This is a genomic window from Nocardia sp. CA-129566, assembly GCF_050956075.1.
Classification (GTDB): Bacteria; Actinomycetota; Actinomycetes; order Mycobacteriales; family Mycobacteriaceae; genus Nocardia.
In genome coordinates this window covers 9,080,685-9,102,753 of sequence record NZ_CP192085.1, presented here as the reverse complement: position 1 = coordinate 9,102,753, position 22,069 = coordinate 9,080,685, and the positions used below count along the sequence as shown (strand labels likewise).

General features: G+C 65.9%; 22 protein-coding genes. 12 read left to right on the top strand and 10 right to left on the bottom strand.

What is annotated here, in order from left to right; translation table 11 throughout:
* Positions 1-20 precede the first annotated feature (20 nt).
* The 6 genes from ACQP0C_RS40530 to ACQP0C_RS40505 form a co-directional block, all read right to left on the bottom strand.
* The gene (locus ACQP0C_RS40530) at positions 21-446 is read right to left on the bottom strand and encodes a GyrI-like domain-containing protein (RefSeq protein ID WP_433729020.1); all 426 of its coding nucleotides are present in this window, start codon (positions 444-446) and stop codon (positions 21-23) included.
* A gap of 8 nt (positions 447-454) precedes the next feature.
* Entirely contained in the window at positions 455-913 is a 459-nt protein-coding gene (locus ACQP0C_RS40525) for an effector binding domain-containing protein (RefSeq protein WP_433729018.1), read from the bottom strand.
* 322 nt (positions 914-1,235) lie between these two features.
* Positions 1,236-3,485 (bottom strand): transglycosylase domain-containing protein, encoded by a 2,250-nt coding sequence (locus tag ACQP0C_RS40520; protein ID WP_433729015.1) that lies wholly within the window; start codon positions 3,483-3,485, stop codon positions 1,236-1,238.
* A gap of 150 nt (positions 3,486-3,635) precedes the next feature.
* Positions 3,636-4,526, bottom strand: coding sequence for a carbohydrate ABC transporter permease (locus tag ACQP0C_RS40515; protein WP_433729013.1), 891 nt, complete (start codon positions 4,524-4,526; stop codon positions 3,636-3,638).
* The gene (locus ACQP0C_RS40510) at positions 4,526-5,500 is read right to left on the bottom strand and encodes a carbohydrate ABC transporter permease (RefSeq protein ID WP_433734798.1); all 975 of its coding nucleotides are present in this window, start codon (positions 5,498-5,500) and stop codon (positions 4,526-4,528) included. The genes ACQP0C_RS40515 and ACQP0C_RS40510 overlap by 1 nt, the downstream gene beginning before the upstream one ends.
* Before the next feature lie 75 nt (positions 5,501-5,575).
* Positions 5,576-6,877 (bottom strand): ABC transporter substrate-binding protein, encoded by a 1,302-nt coding sequence (locus ACQP0C_RS40505; RefSeq protein WP_433729011.1) that lies wholly within the window; start codon positions 6,875-6,877, stop codon positions 5,576-5,578.
* Positions 6,878-7,036: 159 nt separating this feature from the next.
* Between ACQP0C_RS40505 and ACQP0C_RS40500 the strand changes: the two genes are divergently transcribed.
* Both ACQP0C_RS40500 and ACQP0C_RS40495 read left to right on the top strand, forming a co-directional pair.
* Entirely contained in the window at positions 7,037-7,879 is an 843-nt protein-coding gene (locus ACQP0C_RS40500) for a DUF2786 domain-containing protein (RefSeq protein ID WP_433729008.1), read from the top strand.
* A 246-nt stretch (positions 7,880-8,125) separates the two neighbouring features.
* Positions 8,126-8,638, top strand: coding sequence for a TIGR04338 family metallohydrolase (locus ACQP0C_RS40495; RefSeq protein WP_433729006.1), 513 nt, complete (start codon positions 8,126-8,128; stop codon positions 8,636-8,638).
* Between the two features lie 415 nt (positions 8,639-9,053).
* On the opposite strand, the gene ACQP0C_RS40490 is transcribed toward ACQP0C_RS40495, so the two are convergent.
* Positions 9,054-10,016, bottom strand: coding sequence for an o-succinylbenzoate synthase (locus ACQP0C_RS40490; protein WP_433729003.1), 963 nt, complete (start codon positions 10,014-10,016; stop codon positions 9,054-9,056).
* 557 nt (positions 10,017-10,573) lie between these two features.
* Between ACQP0C_RS40490 and ACQP0C_RS40485 the strand changes: the two genes are divergently transcribed.
* Positions 10,574-10,831, top strand: coding sequence for a hypothetical protein (locus tag ACQP0C_RS40485; RefSeq protein WP_433729001.1), 258 nt, complete (start codon positions 10,574-10,576; stop codon positions 10,829-10,831).
* 411 nt (positions 10,832-11,242) lie between these two features.
* Here the strand turns inward: ACQP0C_RS40485 and ACQP0C_RS40480 are convergent, their stop codons facing one another.
* The gene (locus tag ACQP0C_RS40480; protein WP_433728998.1) at positions 11,243-12,412 is read right to left on the bottom strand and encodes a thiolase family protein; all 1,170 of its coding nucleotides are present in this window, start codon (positions 12,410-12,412) and stop codon (positions 11,243-11,245) included.
* Positions 12,413-12,513: 101 nt separating this feature from the next.
* Here ACQP0C_RS40480 and ACQP0C_RS40475 point away from each other — a divergent pair, with 101 nt between their 5' ends.
* On the top strand, positions 12,514-13,023 hold the full coding sequence (locus ACQP0C_RS40475) for a winged helix-turn-helix transcriptional regulator (protein WP_433728996.1): 510 nt from the start codon (positions 12,514-12,516) through the stop codon (positions 13,021-13,023).
* Positions 13,024-13,596: 573 nt separating this feature from the next.
* Here the strand turns inward: ACQP0C_RS40475 and ACQP0C_RS40470 are convergent.
* Together ACQP0C_RS40470 and ACQP0C_RS40465 are read right to left on the bottom strand one after the other, a co-directional pair.
* Entirely contained in the window at positions 13,597-14,244 is a 648-nt protein-coding gene (locus ACQP0C_RS40470) for an NADPH-dependent F420 reductase (protein WP_433728994.1), read from the bottom strand.
* Between the two features lie 255 nt (positions 14,245-14,499).
* A complete protein-coding gene (locus ACQP0C_RS40465) occupies positions 14,500-15,594 on the bottom strand; it encodes an ABC transporter ATP-binding protein (protein WP_433728992.1) in 1,095 nt (364 codons plus the stop codon).
* Between the two features lie 245 nt (positions 15,595-15,839).
* On the opposite strand from ACQP0C_RS40465, the gene ACQP0C_RS40460 reads away from it, so the two are divergent.
* From ACQP0C_RS40460 to ACQP0C_RS40425, 8 genes are all read left to right on the top strand, one after another.
* Positions 15,840-16,634, top strand: a complete 795-nt coding sequence (locus ACQP0C_RS40460) for an LLM class F420-dependent oxidoreductase (protein ID WP_433728990.1) — start codon at positions 15,840-15,842, stop codon at positions 16,632-16,634.
* Positions 16,635-16,811: 177 nt separating this feature from the next.
* Positions 16,812-18,602, top strand: a complete 1,791-nt coding sequence (locus ACQP0C_RS40455) for an ABC transporter substrate-binding protein/permease (RefSeq protein ID WP_433728988.1) — start codon at positions 16,812-16,814, stop codon at positions 18,600-18,602.
* Positions 18,603-18,677: 75 nt separating this feature from the next.
* A complete protein-coding gene (locus ACQP0C_RS40450; protein WP_433728986.1) occupies positions 18,678-19,403 on the top strand; it encodes an amino acid ABC transporter ATP-binding protein in 726 nt (241 codons plus the stop codon).
* A 97-nt stretch (positions 19,404-19,500) separates the two neighbouring features.
* Complete coding sequence (locus tag ACQP0C_RS40445; RefSeq protein WP_433728984.1) at positions 19,501-19,797, top strand: hypothetical protein; 297 nt, start codon at positions 19,501-19,503, stop codon at positions 19,795-19,797.
* 75 nt (positions 19,798-19,872) lie between these two features.
* On the top strand, positions 19,873-20,361 hold the full coding sequence (locus tag ACQP0C_RS40440; RefSeq protein WP_433728982.1) for an N-acetyltransferase family protein: 489 nt from the start codon (positions 19,873-19,875) through the stop codon (positions 20,359-20,361).
* Positions 20,361-21,050: a DUF998 domain-containing protein gene (locus tag ACQP0C_RS40435; RefSeq protein WP_433728980.1), complete on the top strand. Its 690-nt coding sequence runs from the start codon at positions 20,361-20,363 to the stop codon at positions 21,048-21,050. Before ACQP0C_RS40440 ends, ACQP0C_RS40435 begins: the two co-directional genes overlap by 1 nt.
* A 115-nt stretch (positions 21,051-21,165) precedes the next feature.
* On the top strand, positions 21,166-21,522 hold the full coding sequence (locus tag ACQP0C_RS40430) for a nuclear transport factor 2 family protein (RefSeq protein ID WP_040697384.1): 357 nt from the start codon (positions 21,166-21,168) through the stop codon (positions 21,520-21,522).
* 84 nt (positions 21,523-21,606) lie between these two features.
* Complete coding sequence (locus ACQP0C_RS40425; protein ID WP_433728978.1) at positions 21,607-22,026, top strand: hypothetical protein; 420 nt, start codon at positions 21,607-21,609, stop codon at positions 22,024-22,026.
* Positions 22,027-22,069: the final 43 nt, after the last annotated feature.

Sequence of the window (22,069 nt, the reverse complement as noted above, 5' to 3'; positions counted from 1 at the left end):
CCCCGAATCAGGCTGGAAACTCAGTCCAGCGAGACGTACACCTCGACCGACGTCGGCCCCGTGTACCGCTCGAGTTCCGCGGTGTGCGAGCGGGTGATGGTGCCCGCGCTTTCCGCCTTGCGGACCTGCGCCCATGCGGTGCGCAGCAGGTCGTAGGGCTTATCGGAGACAACGAATTTCGCGTAGCGGCCGGATGGGATGCGGGTCAGCACGTCACCGGCGTCCATATCGTCCATCTCGGCGACCTGGTAGCCGAGGACGGCGACGGCGTGGTCGTTCTGTCCGATATAGGCCGCCACGCGCGGCACGTTCTTCTCGCGCGCCAGGTATCGGTCCCAGGTGAAATTCACCAGGTCCAGGTCGCGGGCGGTCACCTCGCGTCCGGCCAGCGGGACGGTGAGTCCGGCGACCAGGCTTTCGTCCAATGTGACAATTTCGAAGTCCACAGCTGTTCCTACCCGTCGACCGGTTCTTCTGCCAGCGCCACGAAAACCTCCGCGGTGCGCGCGTCCGGATAATGTTCCACGTCACCGGTATACGAGCGCACGAAGCGCCCGGCGGCCTCGGCATCCCACACCGCGCGCCAGATGGTCACGATGGTGTCGCCGAGATTGTCGCCGCTGAGGATGAACCGCGCGAACCGGCCGGCGGGCACCCGGGCCAGCACGTCACCGGGGAGCAGGTCCGCGAGGGTGTGGCAGCGGTAGCCGACGATATGGGTCAGATACGAGTTGATCTCCGGCGCGTGGTCGACGTATGCGGTCGTCGGCGGCCCGGGCAGGGGGCGTGCCAGATTGCGCTTCCACGCCTCCTCCACCTTCGCGCGCCGCGGCCCCTCGACCGCGAGCGCCGGGCTGCGAAGCACTGTGCCCGCCACGAGCGTCTCGGGACGGTCAACGACATTGAAATCCACCGGCGTAGCCCCTATGTCTAGTCTGTCTACATCTGGCGGCGCTCCGGGCCCATCGCGCGCCGCTGTATTCGATCGGCGGCGTTCGCGGTGCCCGATCGCGCACGCTGCCTCGTGCGGGCCCGCCGCTCACGCCGCCGTGTCGTCGCTTGTGCGCATATCCTCTCTCATCGATCTTGCGGCGTCGGCGTCGGCCTGGTTTCGGTCCTCGCGCGTACCGCGCTCCCGGTCGGCGCCGATGTCGACCACCCTGCACTATGGCCAACGATGTTGCCACGTCATGCGTTCCCATGACCCCGGTAAACGAACATTCATAGCGAACCGGTCAACCCGGGACCGGAATGCTCAATCCGGGGAAGATTTCGACTTCCTTAGGCTGCTGCGGTGCGGGCGGGATCACGATGACCGGTGCGGTCGAGGTGGTGGTAGGCGGGTTCAGGATGTCGTAGCTGCCGCTGGAGGGTTTGCCCGTATTCGGCTGGCTGCCCAGCGGTGCGGGCCCCGGGAATTGCTCGATCGGCGTGCCGTCGAGTGCGCCGTCCATCACCTGCTTCCAGATATCGGCGGGCAGGCCGGAGCCGTAGATAGCCGCGCCGCGCGCGGTGCGGATCGGCTCGGGCTGTTCGGTGCCGATCCAGACCGCGGTGGACAGCGACGGCGTGAAGCCGATCATCCATGCGTCCTTGTTCTGGTCGGTGTCGCCGAGTTGGGTGGTGCCGGTTTTGGCGGCGGAGGGCCGACCGTCGGACAGGCCGTGTCCGTTCGAATACGCGGCGATCGGGATCATCGCCCCGGCGGTATTGTCGGCGACGCTGCGCGGGATGCGCTGCTGACCCGGCGGGAGCTGCTTGCCGACCTGCTCGGGTGCGCCCCGGTCGAGCAGCACCCGGCCGTCACCCGCGACCACCCGCTGCACGAAGTACGGCTGGTGGTAGACACCGGAATTCGCGATCGTGGCATAGGCAGAGGCCATATCGATCGGGCGAACCAGATACTGGCCCAACACGATTCCATTGAGCGGCCGTCCGCCTTCCTCGGTCAGCGCCTTACCGGCGACGCCGGGAATCTCCTCCGGGATCCCGGCCTGGTGAGCGGCATCGGCGATCGCCTTCGGCCCGTCGGACATCGACATGGTCAGCCGGTAGAAACTGGTGTTCAGTGAGCGCTTCAGCGCCTCGGACATCGAGCACTTACCGCACGATTCGCCTTCCACGTTGGTGATCCTGGTGCCGCGATCGGTCACCGGTGAACTGTCCAGCACGCGGCTGAGCGGAATGTTCTGCTGCAGTGCCGCGATCACCGCGAACACCTTGAACGCGGAGCCGGTCTGCAGCGGTGCCTGCGCGAAATCGAAGCCGATGCCATCGGATCCGCCGTAGTAGGCACGCACCGCGCCAGAGCGCGGGTCGATCGAAACCACCGCGCCGCGCAGCTCGGGCGGCTGCGGGTCGAGCCGATCGCGGATCGCGCCGAGCGCGGCCTGCTGGGCCTTGGCGTCGATGGTGGTCGTGATCCGCAATGCGCCGGTATTCAGTTCCCGCTCGCTGATGCCGGAGGCGCGCAATTCCCGCAGCACCTGAGTGCGGATCAGTCCCGCGGGGCCGCGGGCCTCGTTGACATCCGGGATCTGGTTCATCGGGACGATCTGCGGGAACACCGTCGCATCGCGGTCGCCGGGGGCGAGCGCGCCCATCTCGACCATGCCGTCGAGCACGTACTTCCAGCGCGCCGTCAGATCGGCCAGATGGGTTTCCGGATCGAGGATCGACGGGGTGCGGATGACCGCCGCCAGCACCGCGCCCTCGGCGAGAGTCAGTTCCGGCGCTGGCTTGTTGAAATACGCTTTCGCGGCCGCCGAGATGCCGTAGGAGCCGCGGCCGTAGTAGATGGTGTTGAGATAGGCGGCGAGGATATCGTCCTTGCTCCACTGCCGCGCCATCTTCGCGGCGATGATCAGCTCGCGCATCTTCCTGGTCAGGGTGCGTTCGGAGCCGAGGAAGGCATTCTTCACATACTGCTGGGTAATGGTCGAGCCGCCGCCCGCGTCCTCCTTGCCGAGGATGTTGTCGCGGGCGGCGCGTAGGAAGGCGGAGGTCGAGTAACCGGGATTGGTGTAGAAGTTGCGGTCCTCGGCCGAGAGCACCGCATCGCGCACCGGTTTCGGAACATCGGACAGCGGTATCGGGACCCGATTGCCATCGGGCGGAACGACCTTCGCGATCACGGTGGTCTCGTCGGCGGCGAGGATGGTGGCGATCTGGTTGGTCTGCACCGAATCGGGATCCGGAATCTCGGCGCTCCAGTAGACGAGCACGAACAGCAGTGACGGCACCGCGACGAAGGTGATGAACAGCGCGAGCACCAGTCGTCTGAAGCGTTCGGCGCGGGTGCGCCGAGGTTTATCGGTCGGCGTGGACAACGGTGCGCGCAGCGACTTCTCGGGTCTGGTCTTGCGCCCTGCCGTGCCGGTGCGGTGCTCGTTGAACCCGGCAACTGACGCATACGGTGCCGATACCGATTTGCTCCGGCGGCCGCTGCCGCGTTTTCGCCGCTTGCCGAACGAGCTCACGATCATCTCCTTCCGGAGCGTCGGTAAAACTCACCTGCACGGATACGACCGGAAACCGGGACTTCGGCGGGTGCAAACCTTTCCACGCTGAAGTGACCCGGGATGCTACCACTCTAGGGTGCCGTCGCCGGGCGGGGTTCGTATCGCAGTTGCGAGCTAGCTCTTCACGCCGCCTGCGGTGAGGCCGGAGATGATGCGGCGCTGGAACAGCAGCACCATGATGACCAGCGGGATCGTGACCATCGTGCCCGCCGCCATGATCGCGGCGTAGGGCTGCACGAGCGGGTTGTTCCCGGAGAAGCGCGCGATCGCGACGGTCACCGGTTCGGTCCGGTCGCTGGAGAGCAGCCGGGCCAGCAGGTATTCGTTGACCGAGGCGATGAAGGCCAGGATCGCGGTGGTGAAGACCGCTGGCGCGGCCAGCGGCAGCATGACCAGTCGGAACGCCTGCAGCTTGGTCGCGCCATCGATGCGCGCGGCTTCTTCGAGCTCCCAAGGCAATTCGGCGAAGAACGAGGCCAGGATGTAGACGGTCATCGGCAGCACGAACGAAATGTTCGGGATGATCATCGCCTGGTATTCACCGATCCAGCCGAGATTGGTGAACAGCTGGAACAGCGGGGTGACCAGCACGACGACCGGGAACATCGACGCGGACAGGATCAGTCCGGAGACCAGGTACTTGCCCTTGAAGGTCAGCCGCGCCAGCGCGTACGCGGCGAGGACGCCGAGCACCAGCGCGGCCGCCGTCGTCACCGCGCCGATGATGACGCTATTGGTCAGCGCCTTGCCGAAATCGTTGCCGCGACTGGTGTCGAAGGCATTGCGGAAGTTCTCGAGCGTGACGTGGGTGGGCCACGGGGTGTTGTCGAAGGTGTAGTCCGGATCGCGGAATGCCGTGACGGCCATCCAGTAGAACGGGGCCAGGCCCCATACGAGCACGATCAGCGCACCCAGGTACAGCCGCACCGGACCCAGTCGCTTGGTCCAAGGTGTAGGCGCCGCATTCTTTTGGGCCGCAGGCTCTTTGGTGATCACCGTGGTCATCAGTGCGCCTCCCGCTGTTCTTCCTGGGTCCGAACGGCATTGGCGCCCAGGACCTTGACCAGCAGGAACGCCACCGCGAAGATCAGCAGGAAGGTGATCGTCGAGAGGGCGGCCGCACTATTGGGGCCCTGGCGAACCTGTTCGACCACCAGCGCCGAAATCGGGCGGGTGGCCGGATTGCCCAGCGTCATGATCGCGGGCAGATCGTAGAGGCGCAGTCCGTCCATGGTGCGGAACAGCACCGCGACCAGCAGCGCGGGCTTGAGCAGCGGCAGGGTGATCTGGGTGAAGCGCTGCCAGGCCGACGCGCCGTCGACCCGCGCGGCCTCGTACACATCGGCCGGAATCACCTGCAGACCGGCCAGCAGCAGCAATGCCATGAACGGCGTTGTCTTCCAGACATCGGCGGCGATCACCGCGAACCGCGCGGGCCAAGCCTGCGAGGTCCACAGGATGTGAGTGCCGAAGACCCGGTTCACCACGCCGTCGTACTGGAACATGAACTCCCACAACCGGGCGGTGACCGCGGTCGGAATCGCCCACGGCACCAGCACCGCGGCCCGCAGCAGGGCGCGGCCCCTGAAGGTCTTGCCCATCACCATGGCCATGCCGAGGCCCAGGGTCGCCTCCAGGGTCACCGTGATCACCGTGAAGAACAGCGTCACACCGATGGCCAGCCAGAACTGCGAGCCGAGGTTGCCGGTCGGGCAGGAGACCGTCTCGCCGGCCGCCTGACACTGCTGCAGCAGCCAGTGCGTGTAGTTCGAGAATCCGGCGTTGCCGCCCTCGACGAACATGCCGGTCGCCGGGTCGAGCCCGGCGTCCTTCTGGAACGACATGTACAGCGCGCGGAAGACCGGATAGCCGACGACCACCGCGAGGGTGATCAGCACGGGCGTGACGAATAGCCACGCCTTACCGGAACGCCGCAGCTCCAACGCCAATGTTCCACCGAATCCGCGCTTGTTCCGCACGGGAGTGGCCGTTCCCGAAGGATCCGACACCGTTTCTACTCTCCTACAAGGTGGTCGGGTCCGCTGCTCTTCAGCCTACGATCCGGCTGTCTCGATGCCTTTTTGCATGCCGGTGATCGCGTCGTCGACGGACTTGGTTCCGTTCAACGCAGCATAAGCGTTGTCCTGGATGGCCTTCGACACCGCCGGGTAGAACGGGGTGACCGGACGCGGCACCGCGTTGGCGATCGAATCCTTGAGCGCGGGCAGGTAGGGCATCTTCGCGATGAGCGCCGGATCGTCGTACATCGACGCCCGCACCGACGGCAGCGCACCGGCTGCGACGATGTGCTGCGCGTCCTCGCTGATCAGGTAGCGCAGGAAGTCCAGCGCGGTGGCCTTGTTCTTGGAGAACGCGCTGATGGCCGCGTTGTAGCCGCCCAGCGTCGAGGCGCCGACGCCGTTCTCACCCGGCAGCGGTGCGACCCCGAACTTGTCCTTGACCGCAGAGGATTCCGAACCGGCGTCACCGAAGGTGGACGGCCAGTTGCGCATGAACAGCAATTTGCCGGTATTGAAGGCGTTGGCGCTCTCCGGCTCCTTGAAGGTGATGGCTTCCTTCGGGATATCACCATTGCGGTACGCGTCGACCAGCACCTTCAGTCCGGCGCGCGCCTGCGGGGTATTGACGGTCGGGGTCTTGCCGTCCGCCCCGACGAAGGTGCCGCCGTAGGCGTTGATCGCCTCGGCGGCGTTCACCGTCAGGCCCTCGTACGGTGCGAGTTGGCCTGCGTAGCAGCCGATGTTGTTCTGCTTGGCGATCGGGCACTGCGCCAGCATCTCGCTCCAGGTCTTGGGCGGATTCGGCACCAGGTCCTTGCGGTAGAACAGCAAGCCGCCGTTGGTGTTTCGCGGCGCGGCGTAGAGCGTGTTGTTGTAGGTGGCGCTGGCGACCGTCGGGGAGAGCAGGGCGGAGGTGTCGATGCCGAAGGTGTCCTTCAGCGGCTGGATCCAGCCCTTCGCGGCGAATTCCGCGGTCCACGGCACGTCGAGGGCGACCACGTCGTAGGTGGACTGCTTGGAGCGCATGTGCTCGACCAGGTCGTCGTATTGCTGCGAGGCGTCGTTGGACTGCTCTTTGAACGTCACCTGCTCATCCGGGTGCGAGGCGTTCCAGCGCTCGATCAACTGCTTGACCGCGCCGGTCTCGGTGGTGTCCTTGCCCTCCACGTAGGTGATCGGGCCGCGACCGGTGAGGTTCTGGCTGGACGGGTTACCACCGTTATCGCTCGAGCACGCACTGGTGAACGTCGCCATGAGCAGCGCCGCTGAGGCGGCGGCCACTGTCGCTCGAGGCACGAGCGATGAACGTAGGGACGACACCTTCTTCAAAGCCATCGCGAACACTCCAAGGTCGAGACGTGAGCAGCAGCACACCCTGCAGGTGCACAAGGCAAGATACATGGTTGTTATATGTGACGCAGCGATTGCGCCCGTAAGTGGGCCGAGTACGACGTCACGGTTCCGCTGTCATAGCAGCTCGTTAGGCTGGCTGTGATGACTTCGCCGAATGCGGTTCCCGACCGGATGCTGACCCGGATCGGTGGGTTGCTGCGCCAAGCCGAATCGACCGATAACGAGCACGAGGCCGAGGCGTTTCTCGCCGCGGCCCAGCGGTTGGCGACCAGGTCCTCGATCGATCTCGCGGTGGCCCGTGCGCATATCGCCGGACGTGAGCGCAGGCCGACCCCGGTGCAGCGGATGATTCCGATCGGCGAACCGGGTAAGAAGGGGCTGCGCACGTATGTGCAGCTGTTCGTGGCGATCGCCGCGGCCAATGATGTGCGCTGCGATGTTGCGCGCACCTCGACCCAGGTCTACGCGTACGGCTTCGATTCCGATATCGATGCGTGTGAAGCCCTCTACACGAGCCTGCTGGTGCAGATGGTGCGTGCGTCGGATCAGTACATCAAGTCGGGCCGATACCGTTCGGCCACGGTGGAAAAGATCGTCACCGAGAAACGCTGGGGCCGGCAGGTGCGGCGCCGGATCCAGGCCCCGGTCGCCCCGGTGACCGCCCGCCTGAACTTCCAGATGGCCTTCGCCGCCCGAATCGGCCGCCGCCTGGCCGAGGTGAAGGCGGAGGTCGAGGCCGAGGTGGTCCCCGCCACCGCCGCCACCGGTACCGCACTTGCCCTGCGCAATAAGGAGATCGAGCTCACCGATTTCTACAAGCGGACCTCGGACGCCCGCGGCACCTGGCGCGGGCCACAGGCATCGGCCGGGCATTCGGCGGCGGCGCGGCGGGAGGGTGATCGTGCTGGGCGGGTTGCGCGGTTGGGGACGTCTGCGGAGCTGGGGGCTGCGCGTGGGGAATTGCCCGGGGGTGGGTCGAGGTGAGTGAGTTGGGCGTGCTGGCGGTTTCGCTGCGCGGGGCGGGCTGGGAGGTTGGGTGCGTCCCCCGAACTCGGTACTGTGCGTGGGTAATTGCCCAGGGCAGGGCCCGATGAGCGACAGAGATGCGCTGGGGGTTTTGTTGCGTGTGGGTCGGTGGGCTCGGACTCGGCGGGTTGAGGTTCGCGGTGACGTGGGTGGGTTCGGGTGGTATCGGATCAGCTGTCTCGGTGAGCGCATGAGCTGGGCACGGTGAGTGCGCGAGATGGCCAGCGCGCCAAGGTGTATGACGCTGAGCAGTTGGTACGGGGGGTGTTCGATCGAGCGGACGAGTACGGCAATCGCACAGTAGAGATCTATGGTTCGCATCTCACGTTGCCGATCGAGCGTCGCTTCGCGTCGGTTGAGTCGGTGCAGGTCTACACCGATAAAGTGCTGGGCCTCAACTGGGTTCGGGCGCAATGGGAGCGAGCTGCCACGCCGGTGCGGGTCCGATCCCGCGCCGGAACTGCCGCCGCCCACTATGAGGCCGCGGAGGCTGTGCTTGCGGTCCCTCTCCACACCGGCGCGACCGCATGGGCACTACGCGAACTTGTGATCCTCCACGAACTCGCCCACCATCTCGAACCAGCGGTGGCATCCGTCGCCCCGCACGGCCCCGAATTCTGCAGCCGCTACCTCGAACTCGTCGACGGCATAATCGGCCCCGAAGCGGGCCTGCTCCTGCGCACGTCCATGCTCAGCTGCGGTGTTCGCCTGAACTGACGCCTGTCACGCCTCATGTGCGGGGTCTGTGTACCGTGCGGACCGCACGACAGCGGTCATGCGGCTCGGCGTGTACGGCTGCGGCGTCTGCTGAGCCGACGTCGTACGTTCCGAAGACCGCGCCCGTCGACGATGAACCCGCGCCGCTCGGATCCACAGCACCGGTGTCCGTTGCGCCGTCGGGGTTCCCAGCGCCTCCTATTGCGCCCGTCGGGAGCGTCACGCGAATTCGGTCACGACCAGTTCGCGCAGGGCCGCCTCCGTACGACTCGGTGGTGCGGCTGGGACGCTGAGTCTGGCGCGCTGCCGAATTCGCGTGCCTCGTCCGTTGGCACGTCGGCGGTGGCGTGCGCGGGTCGGCGAGGTGAGAGAAGTGGCGGTTCGAATGTGCTTGCCGCCGTTTCGATGGCCTCGATCACCGGGGCGGGGGAAGCGCGCGGACTCGGGTTAGACGGTCCTCCCACCAGCGGGTTCGTGCTGGGTCGGGGTGGCGGTAGCGCTCCAGTAGGGCCGGGTCCGGAGTCGGGGGAGTTTTCGGGACGGGCATGAAGCCGTCGACCGGGCGGAGGGAGTCGGAGACGAGATCGCCGTCGAGGAGGGACAAAGTGCCAAGGCCGCAGGCGAATTCGAGGTCGGGCAGGGTGGCGGCCAGAGCCAGTTGGGCGGTCAGGCCGATGCTGGTTTCGAGGGCCGAGGACACCACGCAGGGCAGTCCGGCGGCCTCGGCGACCCGAAGTGCGCGGCGCACCCCGCCCAACGGTGTGCATTTGAGTACCGCGATATCGGCGGCCCCGGCCACCGCGACGCGCAGCGGGTCCTCGGCGCGGCGGATGGATTCGTCGGCGGCGATCCGCACATCGACCCGCCGCCGCACCGCCGCCAGCTCCTCGATGGTGCGACACGGTTGCTCGACGTACTCCAAACCGCCTGCGGCACGGTCGATCTGCTTGATATGCGCGACAGCGGTCTCGACATCCCAGACCGCATTGGCATCCACGCGGACGAATCCATCCGGCCCCAGCGCATCCCGCACCGCCTCGACCCGCGCCAGATCCTCGTGCAGCGAATCGGCGTGATCGGCGACCTTCACCTTCGCCGTCCGGCACCCGGATCCGGCCACGATCGCATGCGCCCGCTCCGGATCAACCGCTGGCACCGTGCAATTGATCGGAATCCGTTCGCGCACCGGCTCCGGCCACCCGACCGTCACCTGCTCGACGGCAGTCGCCAGCCACCCCGCCGCCTCCCGATCGTCGTACTCAGGGAACGGACAGAACTCCCCCCACCCCAGCGGCCCCCTGATCAACATCCCCTCGCGCACCGTAATGCCGCGGAACCTGGTCCGCATCGGAATGGCGTATACGAAGGTATCGGTCATCACCCTGCAGCCTAGAGGCCTTCGACACCGCCGGTTGGATGGCATAAGGCGAACAAGCCGGTGTGGTCGGTGGTCGGTGGCGTTCTGTGTCTGCCGTGGCTCGTCATGCCATTCGCAGCGCGCAGTTGTTCGAGTCAGCGCTCGGTGGTGTGTTCGGTCGGTGATGAGGTGATTTCAGGTGTGTTGACGCGCGACTGTGGTAGGCGAGAGTTTCGTGCGGTCGAGTCGGGAGACGGGGACAGCCTTGGGCGTGGGCGGCGGGTTGTCGTGAATTGATCAGTGGCGGTGCGTGGATGACCATCGGTCGGCTGGGCATGAGGGAATCTGAGCGGCTGGTTTGCGTGATCTGAGGTGAGGCGGCGGCTGATCATGTTGCAGCGGGGGCGAATATCCGGTTGCCAGTGACCGGTGGGTGGTGCCTGTTCGGTGCGGCAGAGGGTGTGTGCTCGGATCGGAGCCGTCATGCTGGGGGTATGGGATCGGGGCGTTGGCGGGTGCGGGTGGCGAATGCTGTTCGGGCCGTGCTCGGGTCGGTTATTGCGGTTGGGTTTGCGTGGGTGGTGGCTTCTTTCGTGCCGCTGTACGAATTCCTTGGGCGGGGGGCGGATCCGGGTGGGGGTGTGCGGTATCTGCCGGTGGCGTATTGCGTTGCGTGGGTTGGTATCGCGCTTTCGGTGGTGGTGGTTGGGGTTATGGTGGTCGAGAAGATTCGGTATCGTCGGCGGATCGCGTGGGCGCCGTTGGTTGCGGTGCCGTTGGTTGCCGAGTCGTGGTTGCTCGGGTTTCTGCTCGCGGTGGTGTTGGTTTCGGTCTGAGTTCGGCTGGGTGCGGGTGTTTCGAGTCGGGGACCGAGCGCGTCACAGTCGGCCTTGAATTCGAGTCCGCCACGATTGCGCTTCGTACGCGGGGGTGCCTGGTTCGGTCTGAGTTCGGCTGGGTGCTGGTGTTTCGAGCGTGAGACCGAGCGAGTCGTCGTAGCCCGTTGTGGACTTCGAGTCCGTTGCGATTGTGCTTTGTACGCGGGGTGCCTGGTTCGGTCTGAGTTCGGCCGGGTGCGGGTGTTTCGAGTCGGGGACCGAGCGCGTCACAGTCGGTCGTGGACTTCGAGTCCGCCGCGAATGCACATCACACGCGGGGTACGCGGTTCGAATTGAGCTCGGCCGGTTGCACTTGCTGCGAGCCGGGCACCCGCATGCGGGGTACTCGGCTCGCAGGGAACGCCTTGCTCAGAGACGTTCGAGGATGGTGGCGTTCGCCAGACCGCCTGCCTCGCACATGGTTTGCAGGCCGTAGCGGGCGCCGCGCTCCTGCATGGCGTGGACCAGGGTGGTCATCAGGCGGGCGCCGGAGGCGCCGAGCGGATGTCCGATGGCGATGGCGCCGCCGTTGACGTTCACCCGGGACAGATCCGCCCCGGTGTCGTGGGCCCAGGCCAGCACCACCGGCGAGAAGGCCTCGTTGATCTCGACCAGATCGATATCCGAGAGTTGCAACCCGGCGCGCTGCAGTACCTTTCGCGTGGCGGGGATTACCGCGGTCAGCATGAGCAGCGGATCGTCACCGGCCACCGCGAAGCTGTGCAGCCGGGTCAGCGGCTTCAGGCCGAGTTCCTTGGCGCGTTCGCTGGTCATGATCAGCACCGCGGCACTGCCGTCGCTGACCTGGCTCGCGGTCGCCGCGGTGATCTGCCAGCCGATTTCCGGGAAGCGCGCGGCCATGGCCTTGTCGTAGTAGGCGGGGCGCAGTTTGCCGAGGGTTTCCAGGGTGCCGCCGACCCGGATGCCCTCGTCGGTTTCCAGTCCGGCGATGGGTGCGAGCTGACCGGTGAACGAGCCGTTCTTCGTGGCCAGCGCGGCCTTTTCGTGGCTGCCGAGGGCGAATTCGTCGAGCTGGGCGCGGGTCAGCCCCCAGCGCGCCGCGATCAGTTCGGCGCTGATGCCCTGCGGCACCAAACCCTCCGGGTAGCGCTCGGCGAAGCCGACACCGGAGATGTCCTCGGACCCGATCAGGTTGGCGCCCATCGGAATCCGACCCATCGACTCGACACCCGCCGCGACCACGATGTCGTACGCACCGGCGATCACGCCCTGTGCGGCGAAATGAATGGCCTGCTGGCTGCTGCCGCACTGGCGATCGACCGTGGTCGCGGGAACGGATTCCGGATAGCCCGCGGCCAGCGCGGCGCGCCGGGTCATATTGGCGCCCTGCTCGCCGACCTGGGTGACGATGCCGCCGATCACATCGTCGATGAGCGCCGGATCGATGCCGCTGCGGTCGACGACCGCGCGCAGGCTGTGCGCCAGCAGGTCCACCGCGTTGACGTTATGCAGTGCCCCGTTCGGCTTGCCCTTGCCGATCGGTGTGCGTACCGCTTCGACAATCACCGCGTCTCTCATGGTGGTTCCTTTCGAACCGCGAGCCGGACCCCATCGCCTGGCTCTATTGGCTTATAGTCAGGTTAACGCCTGGATATAGTCGACTCAAGTCAGATTTCGCTATGATGTTCGTCATGGCAGCCGTAATGGAAGGACCGTTGGCCGATCTGAGCGCGTGGAAACCCACGGAATGCTCGATCGCGAAGGCGATGGAAATCGTCGGCACCCGCTCGGCGATCCTGATCCTGCGCGAGGCCTACTACGGCACCACGCGCTTCGACGGCTTCGCGGCGCGCGTCGGCATTACCGATGCGGCGGCCTCCGGTCAGCTCCGCAGGCTCACCGAAGCGGGCCTACTCGCCAAACGGCCGTACCGGGAAGAGGGCAAACGCACCCGACACGAGTACGTGCTCACCGATATGGGCCGTGACCTGCTGCCCGTCGTACTCGCGCTGATGCAATGGGGCGACACGTACCTCCAGCCGGGACCCGCGCCGCTACTGCTGGTCGAGGAGTCGAGCGGCGCGCCGGTTCGAGTTCAGGTCCGCAGTGAAAAGGGACGTGAGATCGACTTGGAAGAACTCGGAGTCAGGCTCAACCCCGACTACGCCCGCGCCCGATCAGCGAAGTGATCGCCCGGCGGCCGTTCGAGCATCGAGCGCGGCCCGTCGACGCACCTCGCTGACCCCGCGCCGGTGCCGTTCCGCTGACCGTGTTGGTGCTGTATCGCTGACTCGTGTGGATGCCGTTCCGTTGACCCGCGTTGGTGCTGCACCCTCGACTCGCGTGGGTGCTCTACCGCTGACTTGTGTTGGTGGCTGTATCGCTGACCCGTGTCGGTGCTGTTCCGTTGACCCGCGTTGGTGCTGCACCCTCGACTCGCGTGGGTGCTCTACCGCTGACTTGTGTTGGTGGCTGTATCGCTGACCCGTGTCGGTGCTGTTCCGCTGGCCCGCGTTGGTGCTGCACCCTCGACTCGCGTGGGTGCTCTACCGCTGACTTGTGTTGGTGGCTGTATCGCTGGCTCGCGTTGGGGGCGTTCCGCTGATCTGCGTCGGTGCTCTACAGCTGACTCGCGTTGGTGTCGTTCACTGACTACGTCGGCGCTGCAGCGTCGATCCGTTGGTGCGGTATCGCTGACCCGTGCCGACCGTTGGCGCGACCCCGATCCGCTGGCGCCCCAGCGCTGGTCGGCAGGAGACGGCTCAGCTGGTGACAACCGCGTAGTTGATGTCCTCGGTGCCGAGCTTGTTGTAGAGGTGAACCCATAGCAGGACGAGGGGTTCGGTGCTGCGGGCGGTGATGACGCTGCCGAGGTCGATGATCTGGTCGTCGGTCCAGCCGAAGGATTTCAGTAGGGCGGTGACCTCGGATTTGGCGGATTCGTCATCGCCGCTGAGGAAGACGTTGTGGCGACCCGGGATTCGGGACGGGTCGACCATGAGTTGATTGTTCATGGTGTTGAGGGTTTTCACCACGCGGGCGTCCGGGAAGGCCTGTTGGATCTGCTCGGCGACGCTGCCTGCCTCGGGGGTCGCCAGCTTCGGTGGGAATCCGGCGGAGAAATCCAGTGCGTTCGATACGTCCACAAGGACTTTGCCGCTCAGATTCGCCGCACCCGCGGCGGTGAGCGCGGCCAGCGAGACGGTGCCGGAGGTCGCATTGATCACCAGTTCGGCATCTGCGGCGGCATCGGCGAAAGTGCCATGGGCGCCACCGGTTTCGCGTGCCCATTCGGTCGCCGCCGCGTTATCGGCGGTGCGCGAGCCGAGCGTCACCGCATGTCCGAGTTCGACCAACTTGCTCGCCAGCCTGCGGCCGACCTGTCCGGTCCCCAGCACCGCTACCTTCAACGTCCGCTCCTCGCGCCGATCCCCGTTCGAGCGTCGAGTTTACGAACGCGGAGTGGTCTTCGCCTGGCCTTCCGCCGGCTCCGCCCGACAAGCTCAGCAGGCGGTCATCGAGGTAGTGTTCGCGGCCCTGGCAGGAGTCCATTGACCGGACCGCTGAATGCTCGAAAACTATTCTGAGCGTGCACTTTTCGCTGGCAAGAATCGCCGAATTCAGCGGAAAGTGCACGCTCAGCGGTCGAGCAGCGATCTGGGGCCTCAGGCCAGCCGACGACCGTCCACAGTGGAGAAGAAGTACGTGTGCTCGGCCGTCGCCGCCAACTGCACCCGGGTGCCCTTCGCCGGCGGGTTACGCCAATCCGCCCGCGCCACAATGGTTTCGCCCGCGCCGTTCGTCGCGCCCTCGGCGATGGTGCGGCCGTAGATGTAGGCGTCGGAGCCCAGCTCCTCCACCACATCGACCTCCATCTGAATGCCCGACTTGTCCAGCGCGGCGCCGATCTCCAGGTGCTCCGGCCGGACGCCGACCACCACCGAACCCTCGGCCGCATCCGCGACCGATCGCGGCACCGCCAGCGCGGCCCCGCCGAGTTCCACCGCGCCGTCGGCGACGGGCAGCGTGAACAGGTTCATCGCGGGCGACCCCATGAACCCGGCGACGAATACATTCGCCGGATTCCGGTACAGATCGCGCGGTGTCGCGCACTGCTGCAGCAGCCCATCCTTGAGCACCGCGACCCGATCGCCCATGGTCATCGCCTCGACCTGGTCGTGCGTGACGTACACGGTGGTGGTGCCAAGGCGACGCTGCAGCTGCGCGATCTGCGTGCGGGTCTGCACCCGCAGCTTGGCGTCCAGATTCGACAGCGGCTCGTCCATCAGGAATACCTGCGGCTGCCGCACGATCGCCCGGCCCATCGCGACGCGCTGGCGCTGACCGCCGGACAGTGCCTTCGGCTTGCGGTCCAGATACGGCTCGAGGTCGAGCAGTTTGGCCGCCTCCAGCACCCGACGCTCCTTCTCCGCCTTGGCGACCTTGGCGAGTTTGAGCGCGAAGCCCATATTCTCCGCGACGGTCATATGCGGGTAGAGCGCGTAGTTCTGGAACACCATCGCGATATCGCGTTCCTTGGGCTCGGCATGCGTGACGTCGTTCTCGCCGATCAGAATGCGCCCGTCGTCGACGTCCTCGAGTCCGGCGAGCATTCGCAGCGAGGTCGACTTACCGCAGCCGGACGGACCGACCAGCACGAGGAATTCCCCGTCGGCGATCTCCAGATTCAGCTTGTCGACTGCGGGTTTGGACGAGCCCGGGTACAGCCGGGTCGCACTATCGAAGGTCACGGTGGCCATGACAGATCACATCCCATCACCGGCAGGAACGTGCCGGACGATCCGAGTAAGGGTTGACCGGCGATACTACTGGATGTGCTCGCTTCGCACACGATGTGCTCGAGTTCGCGCAGGAATTCGGGCTGGATACCGCCTCGACGATGAAATGGTAAGCGCCCGAAGATCAGCGACTTCTTACGGTCGCCGGACGGGGTCAGCCGGTAGCCTCGATCGGGGAACCAGATCGAGCGACGAGGAGCAGTCTCATGACCCGACCGGTTCGAATCGGAGTACAGCTACAGCCCCAGCACGCGCCCGACTACGGACTGCTGCGCGACGCGGTACTGCGGGCGGAGGACGCGGGCGTCGATATCGCCTTCAACTGGGATCACTTCTACCCGCTGACCGGCGATCTCAGTGGCGCGCATTTCGAATGCTGGACCATGCTCGGCGCCTGGGCCGAGCAGACCGAACGGATCGAAATCGGCGCGCTGGTCACCGGCGGCGGCTACCGCAATCCCGATCTGCTCGCCGATATGGCGCGCACGGTGGACCACATCAGCGACGGCCGACTCATTCTCGGCATCGGCGCGGGATGGTTCCAGAAGGACTACGACGAATACGGCTATGAATTCGGTACGGCCGGAACCCGGCTGGCGCTGCTGAAGGAGAATATGGCCCGGCTCAGCGCCCGGCTGAAGAAGCTGAACCCACGGCCGACCCGCGAGATTCCGATCTTGATCGGCGGCGGTGGCGAGCGCAAGACGCTGCGGCTGGTCGCGGAATACGCCGATATCTGGCACACCTTCGCCGATCTCGAGGCGATCACGCACAAGAACAAGGTGCTCGCCGACCATTGCACGGCCGTCGGCACCGATCAGGCGAAGATCGAGCGCTCGGTGCAGTGGCCCGGTACGGAGCGGGCCGCGACCTTCGTCCAGGCCGGGGTGACCCTGTTCACCGTCGGGGTCAGTGGGCCGAAGTTCGATCTCAGCGAGGTCGAGCGGGCGATCCGGTGGCGTGATGAGGTCAATCCGGAGCCGGTCAGCGGTTTGGCGTAGGCGGCGCGGAACGCCGGGGTCGGATTCGAATCACCGTGATCCGAATTCCGGGATCGGGCGATGGTGCCGCGTCCGCGCACGCCCGGCGGCCGTGGGCCGGGACGGCGTGCTGCGGCGGACCCGGGCGCGCCGGGGTAGCTGCGGATTAGCGCCGATCGGACGCTAGGGTTGGCCGTCATGGCTTGTCTGCCCGCTGTGCGGTCTCGTGCGTTGATCGCCGTGATATTAATTGCCGTCGGCCTAGCGGCCACGGCCTGCGGTTCCGGCGACAATTCAACCGATCGAAATCAATGCACACCGCCCGGGTCGAGTGCGGCATCGGCCGCACCGACGAATCTGGGCTCGGCCGCCTCGGCGGGTGCGGACAAATACACCACCGCGAGCACCCTGCCACTGTCGGCGATCGATGCCAGCAAGCTGCGCCTGATCACGCCGGGCAAACTCACCGTCGGCACGCTTTCGGACGCACCGCCGAGCATCTGCTTGAATTCGGCGGGCTCGTTCACCGGCTTCGACAATGAGCTATTGCGCGCGATCGGTGCGAAACTCGGTCTCCAGGTGGAGTTTTCGGGCACCGAATTCGCGCCGCTGCTCTCGCAGGTGTCCGGCGGCCGCTTCGATATCGGCTCATCGAATATCACCACCACTGCCGAGCGCCGCGAGCGCGTCGGCTTCACCAATGGCTACGACTTCGGCTATTTCTCGCTGGTCGTCCCGAATGGCAGTGCCATCAAGGGCTTTTCGGATCTGGGGCGGGGTACCAGAATCGCCGTCGTGCAGGGCACGGTGCAGGACGATTACGTGGTCAACCAGCTGCATCTGGATCCGGTGAAGTTTCCGGACTACGCCACCGCGTACGCGAATCTGAAGTCCGGTCAGGTCGACGCCTGGGTCGCGCCGTCGGCGCAGGCCGAGGGCCAGGTGAAGCCGGGCGATGGCACCTCGATCATCCAGAACACGTTCAGCCTGGACAATTTCGTCGGCTACGCGGTCGCCAAGAACAACCAGCCGCTGATCGACGCGCTCAATAGCGGTCTGGACGCCGTGATCGCCGACGGCACCTACGCCAAGCTCTATACCGACTGGGTGCCGCGGCAGCTGCCGCCCGGATGGAAGCCGGGCTCGAAAGCTGCACCCGCACCGCAGCTTCCGGATTTCGCCGCCATCGCGGCCGAGAAGAAGCCGACCGACGCTGCGGCGAATGCGCCGAAATCCACACTGACCCAGTTGAAGGAGACCTTCTTCGACTGGTCGCTGTACCGCAAGGCATTTCCCGACCTGTTCAAGACAGGTCTGCCGAATACCCTCATCTTGGCCGTGGTTTCGGGTGTCCTCGGTACCGTACTCGGCATGCTGCTCGCGGTGGCGGGCATTTCCCGGACCCGCTGGCTGCGCTGGCCCGCCCGCGTCTACACCGATATCTTCCGCGGCCTGCCCGCCGTGGTGATCATCCTGATCATCGGCCTCGGCATCGGCCCGGTGGTGCGAAATATCACCGGCAACAACCCGTATTGGCTCGGCGCCATCGCGCTCGCCCTGCTGGCCTCGGCCTATATCGGTGAAATCTTCCGCTCCGGTATCCAGTCCGTGGAGCCGGGTCAGCTCGAGGCCGCGCGCGCCATCGGCTTCGGCTACCGCCAGGCAATGACATTGGTGGTGATCCCGCAGGGGGTGCGCCGGGTGCTGCCCGCGCTGATGAACCAGTTCATCGCGCTGATCAAGGATTCGTCGCTGATCTACTTCCTCGGCCTGCTCGCCACCCAGCGCGAGCTGTTCGCGGTCGGCCGGGATCTCAACGCGCAGACCGGAAATCTCTCGCCGCTGGTCGCGGCGGGCCTGGTCTATCTGCTGCTGACCATTCCGCTCACGCACCTGGTCAACTACATCGACCGCCGCATGCGCACCGGCCGACCCGACAAACCCATCGACCAGGTCGAGGCGGCCACGATCACGGAAGGGCGCGGATAGACCATGAGCGAGCGAATCGACAACACAGCGCCCAGAGGCGGTCATGCCGGAACCGAGCGCCAGCGAGGTGGAGGCATGAGTGCCTCCCTTACCGGAACCGGTCTGCATCTGACGCTCGGCCACAACCACGTGCTGCGCGGCGTCGATATCCACGTCGACGCGGGTAAGACCACCACCGTTATCGGGCCGTCCGGCTCCGGCAAGTCGACGCTGCTGCGCGTGCTGAACCGCCTGCACGAGCCCGATCGGGGCGATGTGCTGCTGGACGGCGAATCGGTGCTCACCGAGGATCCCGATAAGCTGCGCCAGCGCATCGGCATGGTGTTCCAGCACTTCAATCTGTTCCCGCACAAGACGGTCGCCGAGAATGTCGCGCTCGGGCCGCGTAAGTTGCGCGGGCTGTCCAAGGACGCGGCGCGTGCCCTGGCCGTCGAGCAACTAGAGGTGGTCGGCCTGGCCGAGAAGGCCGATACGCGTCCGGCGAATCTGTCCGGCGGTCAGCAGCAGCGCGTCGCGATCGCCCGCGCGCTGGCCATGCAGCCGGAGATCATGTTCTTCGACGAGGCCACCTCGGCGCTGGATCCGGAATTGGTGAAGGGCATTCTCGCGCTCATGGCCGATCTGGCAACCGAGGGCATGTCGATGATCGTGGTGACCCATGAAATGGGTTTCGCGCGCAGCGTCTCCGACAGTGTGCTGTTCATGGACGCAGGTCAGGTCGTCGAAACCGGCACACCCGACGCGCTGTTCGACAATCCGAAGACCCCACGCCTGCAGCGCTTTCTCTCGCAAGTTCTGTGACGTACAGCACACCTCTAGTAAACTCGATAGATGCGCACCTGTTAATGTGTCGACGCTCTCGGCGCTACGCGTCCAGCGATGGAAACGAGGAGGTCCGATGGCCACAGCGCATATCGAGCACACCGAACACCAGCACGTCCACGGCCCTGATTGCGGCCATACCAAGGTTGTCCACGGTGACCACATCGAATACGCCCACGACGGCCACCTGCACCGCGAACACGCAGGCCACTACGACGAATGCGAACCGACCGCGCACGTCGAACACCCGGGTCACGATCACGTCCACGGTCCCAACTGTGGCCACGAAGCCGTACAGCACGGTGACCACGTCGACTATCTGCACGACGGTCACCGCCACGCCGCCCACAACGGCCACTACGACGACCACTGAGTTCGATCGCTACTCGCTCGGGGGACCGGTGTCGTACGGCTCGCCAGCAGACTCGGGCTCGCGTAGACATGGCGGATGGGTGATTCAGGGCTCCGAGTGCGGCTGCTGACCGCCGACGACTGGTTTGCATTCCGAAGTATTCGGCTGCGTGCCTTGGCCGACGTGCCGCAGGCATTCGCGTCGACGCTGGCGCATGCGCGGGCCAGGACCGAACAGGATTGGCGGGAGCTGCTGGCCCATCGAGCGCAGTTCCTGGCAAGCATCGACGGCAGCGATGTCGGGACGGCCGCCGGGCTCGATGATCCCGAACGGTCAGGGGCGCACCTGATTTCGATGTGGGTTGCTGGGAAGGCGCGGGGCACAGGGGTTTCGGATCGCCTTGTACGAGCTGTGGTCGACTGGGCGGTCGATGCGGGGCATCGCAAGGTGTGGTTGGAGGTTGCGGCGGGCAATACGGCGGCCGAGCGGTTGTATCTGCGACACGGATTCGTGCGGACCGGGGTGCAGGGGATGATCGGGCCCGATGATCCACGGCGGGAATTCGAGATGCTGTTGGAGCTGTGATGACGACCCGCCTGAAAACCGGTGCCGCACTGCTGATCCTGTCGATCTCGTATTACGTCGTCGAGCTGATCGTGGCCGCACGCTGGCCCGCGCCGCATGACTACAGCTGGTCACACAACATGATCAGCGATCTCGGTGTCCCCGAATGCCTCGGTGCAATGCACCGATACGGCACCCCGCGGGACAGGTTCATCTGCTCGCCGTGGCACGCATTGATGTCCACGGAATTCGTACTTCTCGGCATCCTCGTGCTCGCCGCCGCCGTGCTGCTGTCGCCACTGCTGCCGAAAACCCCGCTGGCCAGGTCGATTCCGTACCTCGCCATGATCAACTGCCTCGGCAATGTGTTGGTCGGCGTCTTTCCTGGCAGTGCGAGTGAGGTGCCCGATGGCAGTCACCTTCGCGCCGTGCTGCATCCCACCGGCGCATACCTGGAACTGTTCTCCGGCATCGCGATCATGGCGATCATCGCCTGGTCGTACCGGCCGCACCGCCGTTACACCGCCTTCACTCTCGCCCTACTGGCCGTGAGTATCTTCGGCATGGCCGCCTCGCTGACCAGCGAGAACTTCGCGCGCGGTGCGGCCGAACGCCTGGCCATCGACCCCTTCGTCTGGTGGCGAATCGGCACCGGTGTCGTGCTGCTCGCGGTGGCTCGCCGTGGCACCGCGCCGACCGCATACGTATAGGGCGGCGAAAAGTACTTATAGATGACTGATTCGGCGCACCCTGCTCTGCCCATAACGTAGTTCCTGTCAGCAAGAACGACAGAGAAACCGCAGATCAGAAGCCTAGGAGGCCATCATGAACGAGCTCGTCGCACAGTACCTGGAAGTCTGGAACACCACCGACGCCGCCGCCCGCAAGGCCGGAATCGAAGCCGTGTTCACCGCCGACGCCACCTACACCGACCCGCTGGCCGCGGTCGCCGGACACGACCAGCTCGACGCGGCCATCGCGGGAGTCCAGGCCCAGTTCCCGGGTTGGGTGTTCACCCTCGCCGGACCGGTCGACGCCCACCACGACCAGGTGCGATTCACCTGGGAACTCGGCCCCGCGGACGCACCCGCGGTCGTCATCGGCTTCGATGTCGCGGTCGTCGAGGACGGGCGCATCGCCAACGTCTACGGCTTCCTCGACAAGGTTCCCGCCGCCGCCTGACCTGCTCCCGCCGCTGCCATCGGGTCTACCGGTGGCCGCGGCCCCCGATCATCCGAAATTGCTCCCCCAGAAGGAAATACAGCCATGACCACCACCGCCCCCACCTACATGTCCACCCTGCTCGCCCCCGGCCAGAACCTGCTGCGCGCCGCACTGCGTCTGGACGCCGTCATCACCGGCGTCAACGGCCTTGCCTACCTGGCTCTTTCGGGCCCACTGGAATCGCTGCTCGGCCTCGACCGCGAGATCGGCATCCCGATCGGCATCTTCTTGACCCTCTACGGCATCGGCGTCGCCCTCGTCGGCATGGCCAAGACCATCAATACCAAGGCCGCGGCTCTTGTCGCCGCCGCGAATGCGGCCTGGGTCGTGGTCAGTCTCGCCGCTCTGGTCGAAGGCGTGCTCGAACTGAACCTGGTCGGCTCGATCTGGACCGTCATGCAAGCGGCCACCGTCGGCGGCTTCGCCGCCCTGCAGTACCTCGGCATCCGCAAGGCCCGCTGAATCTTGGAACCAACCGACCAACTCCGCGAAACGCGGCATCGGC

Excerpts from the sequence above, each read along its gene's own strand:
- ACQP0C_RS40520 (WP_433729015.1), bottom strand. The coding sequence starts at position 3,485 with ATGATCGTGAGCTCGTTCGGCAAGCGGCGAAAACGCGGCAGCGGCCGC.
- ACQP0C_RS40515 (WP_433729013.1), bottom strand. The coding sequence starts at position 4,526 with ATGACCACGGTGATCACCAAAGAGCCTGCGGCCCAAAAGAATGCGGCG.
- ACQP0C_RS40505 (WP_433729011.1), bottom strand. The coding sequence starts at position 6,877 with ATGGCTTTGAAGAAGGTGTCGTCCCTACGTTCATCGCTCGTGCCTCGA.
- ACQP0C_RS40500 (WP_433729008.1), top strand. The coding sequence starts at position 7,037 with ATGACTTCGCCGAATGCGGTTCCCGACCGGATGCTGACCCGGATCGGT.
- ACQP0C_RS40490 (WP_433729003.1), bottom strand. The coding sequence starts at position 10,016 with ATGACCGATACCTTCGTATACGCCATTCCGATGCGGACCAGGTTCCGC.
- ACQP0C_RS40480 (WP_433728998.1), bottom strand. The coding sequence starts at position 12,412 with ATGAGAGACGCGGTGATTGTCGAAGCGGTACGCACACCGATCGGCAAG.
- ACQP0C_RS40475 (WP_433728996.1), top strand. The coding sequence starts at position 12,514 with ATGATGTTCGTCATGGCAGCCGTAATGGAAGGACCGTTGGCCGATCTG.
- ACQP0C_RS40465 (WP_433728992.1), bottom strand. The coding sequence starts at position 15,594 with ATGGCCACCGTGACCTTCGATAGTGCGACCCGGCTGTACCCGGGCTCG.
- ACQP0C_RS40460 (WP_433728990.1), top strand. The coding sequence starts at position 15,840 with ATGACCCGACCGGTTCGAATCGGAGTACAGCTACAGCCCCAGCACGCG.
- ACQP0C_RS40455 (WP_433728988.1), top strand. The coding sequence starts at position 16,812 with ATGGCTTGTCTGCCCGCTGTGCGGTCTCGTGCGTTGATCGCCGTGATA.
- ACQP0C_RS40450 (WP_433728986.1), top strand. The coding sequence starts at position 18,678 with ATGAGTGCCTCCCTTACCGGAACCGGTCTGCATCTGACGCTCGGCCAC.
- ACQP0C_RS40445 (WP_433728984.1), top strand. The coding sequence starts at position 19,501 with ATGGCCACAGCGCATATCGAGCACACCGAACACCAGCACGTCCACGGC.
- ACQP0C_RS40440 (WP_433728982.1), top strand. The coding sequence starts at position 19,873 with ATGGGTGATTCAGGGCTCCGAGTGCGGCTGCTGACCGCCGACGACTGG.
- ACQP0C_RS40435 (WP_433728980.1), top strand. The coding sequence starts at position 20,361 with ATGACGACCCGCCTGAAAACCGGTGCCGCACTGCTGATCCTGTCGATC.
- ACQP0C_RS40430 (WP_040697384.1), top strand. The coding sequence starts at position 21,166 with ATGAACGAGCTCGTCGCACAGTACCTGGAAGTCTGGAACACCACCGAC.
- ACQP0C_RS40425 (WP_433728978.1), top strand. The coding sequence starts at position 21,607 with ATGACCACCACCGCCCCCACCTACATGTCCACCCTGCTCGCCCCCGGC.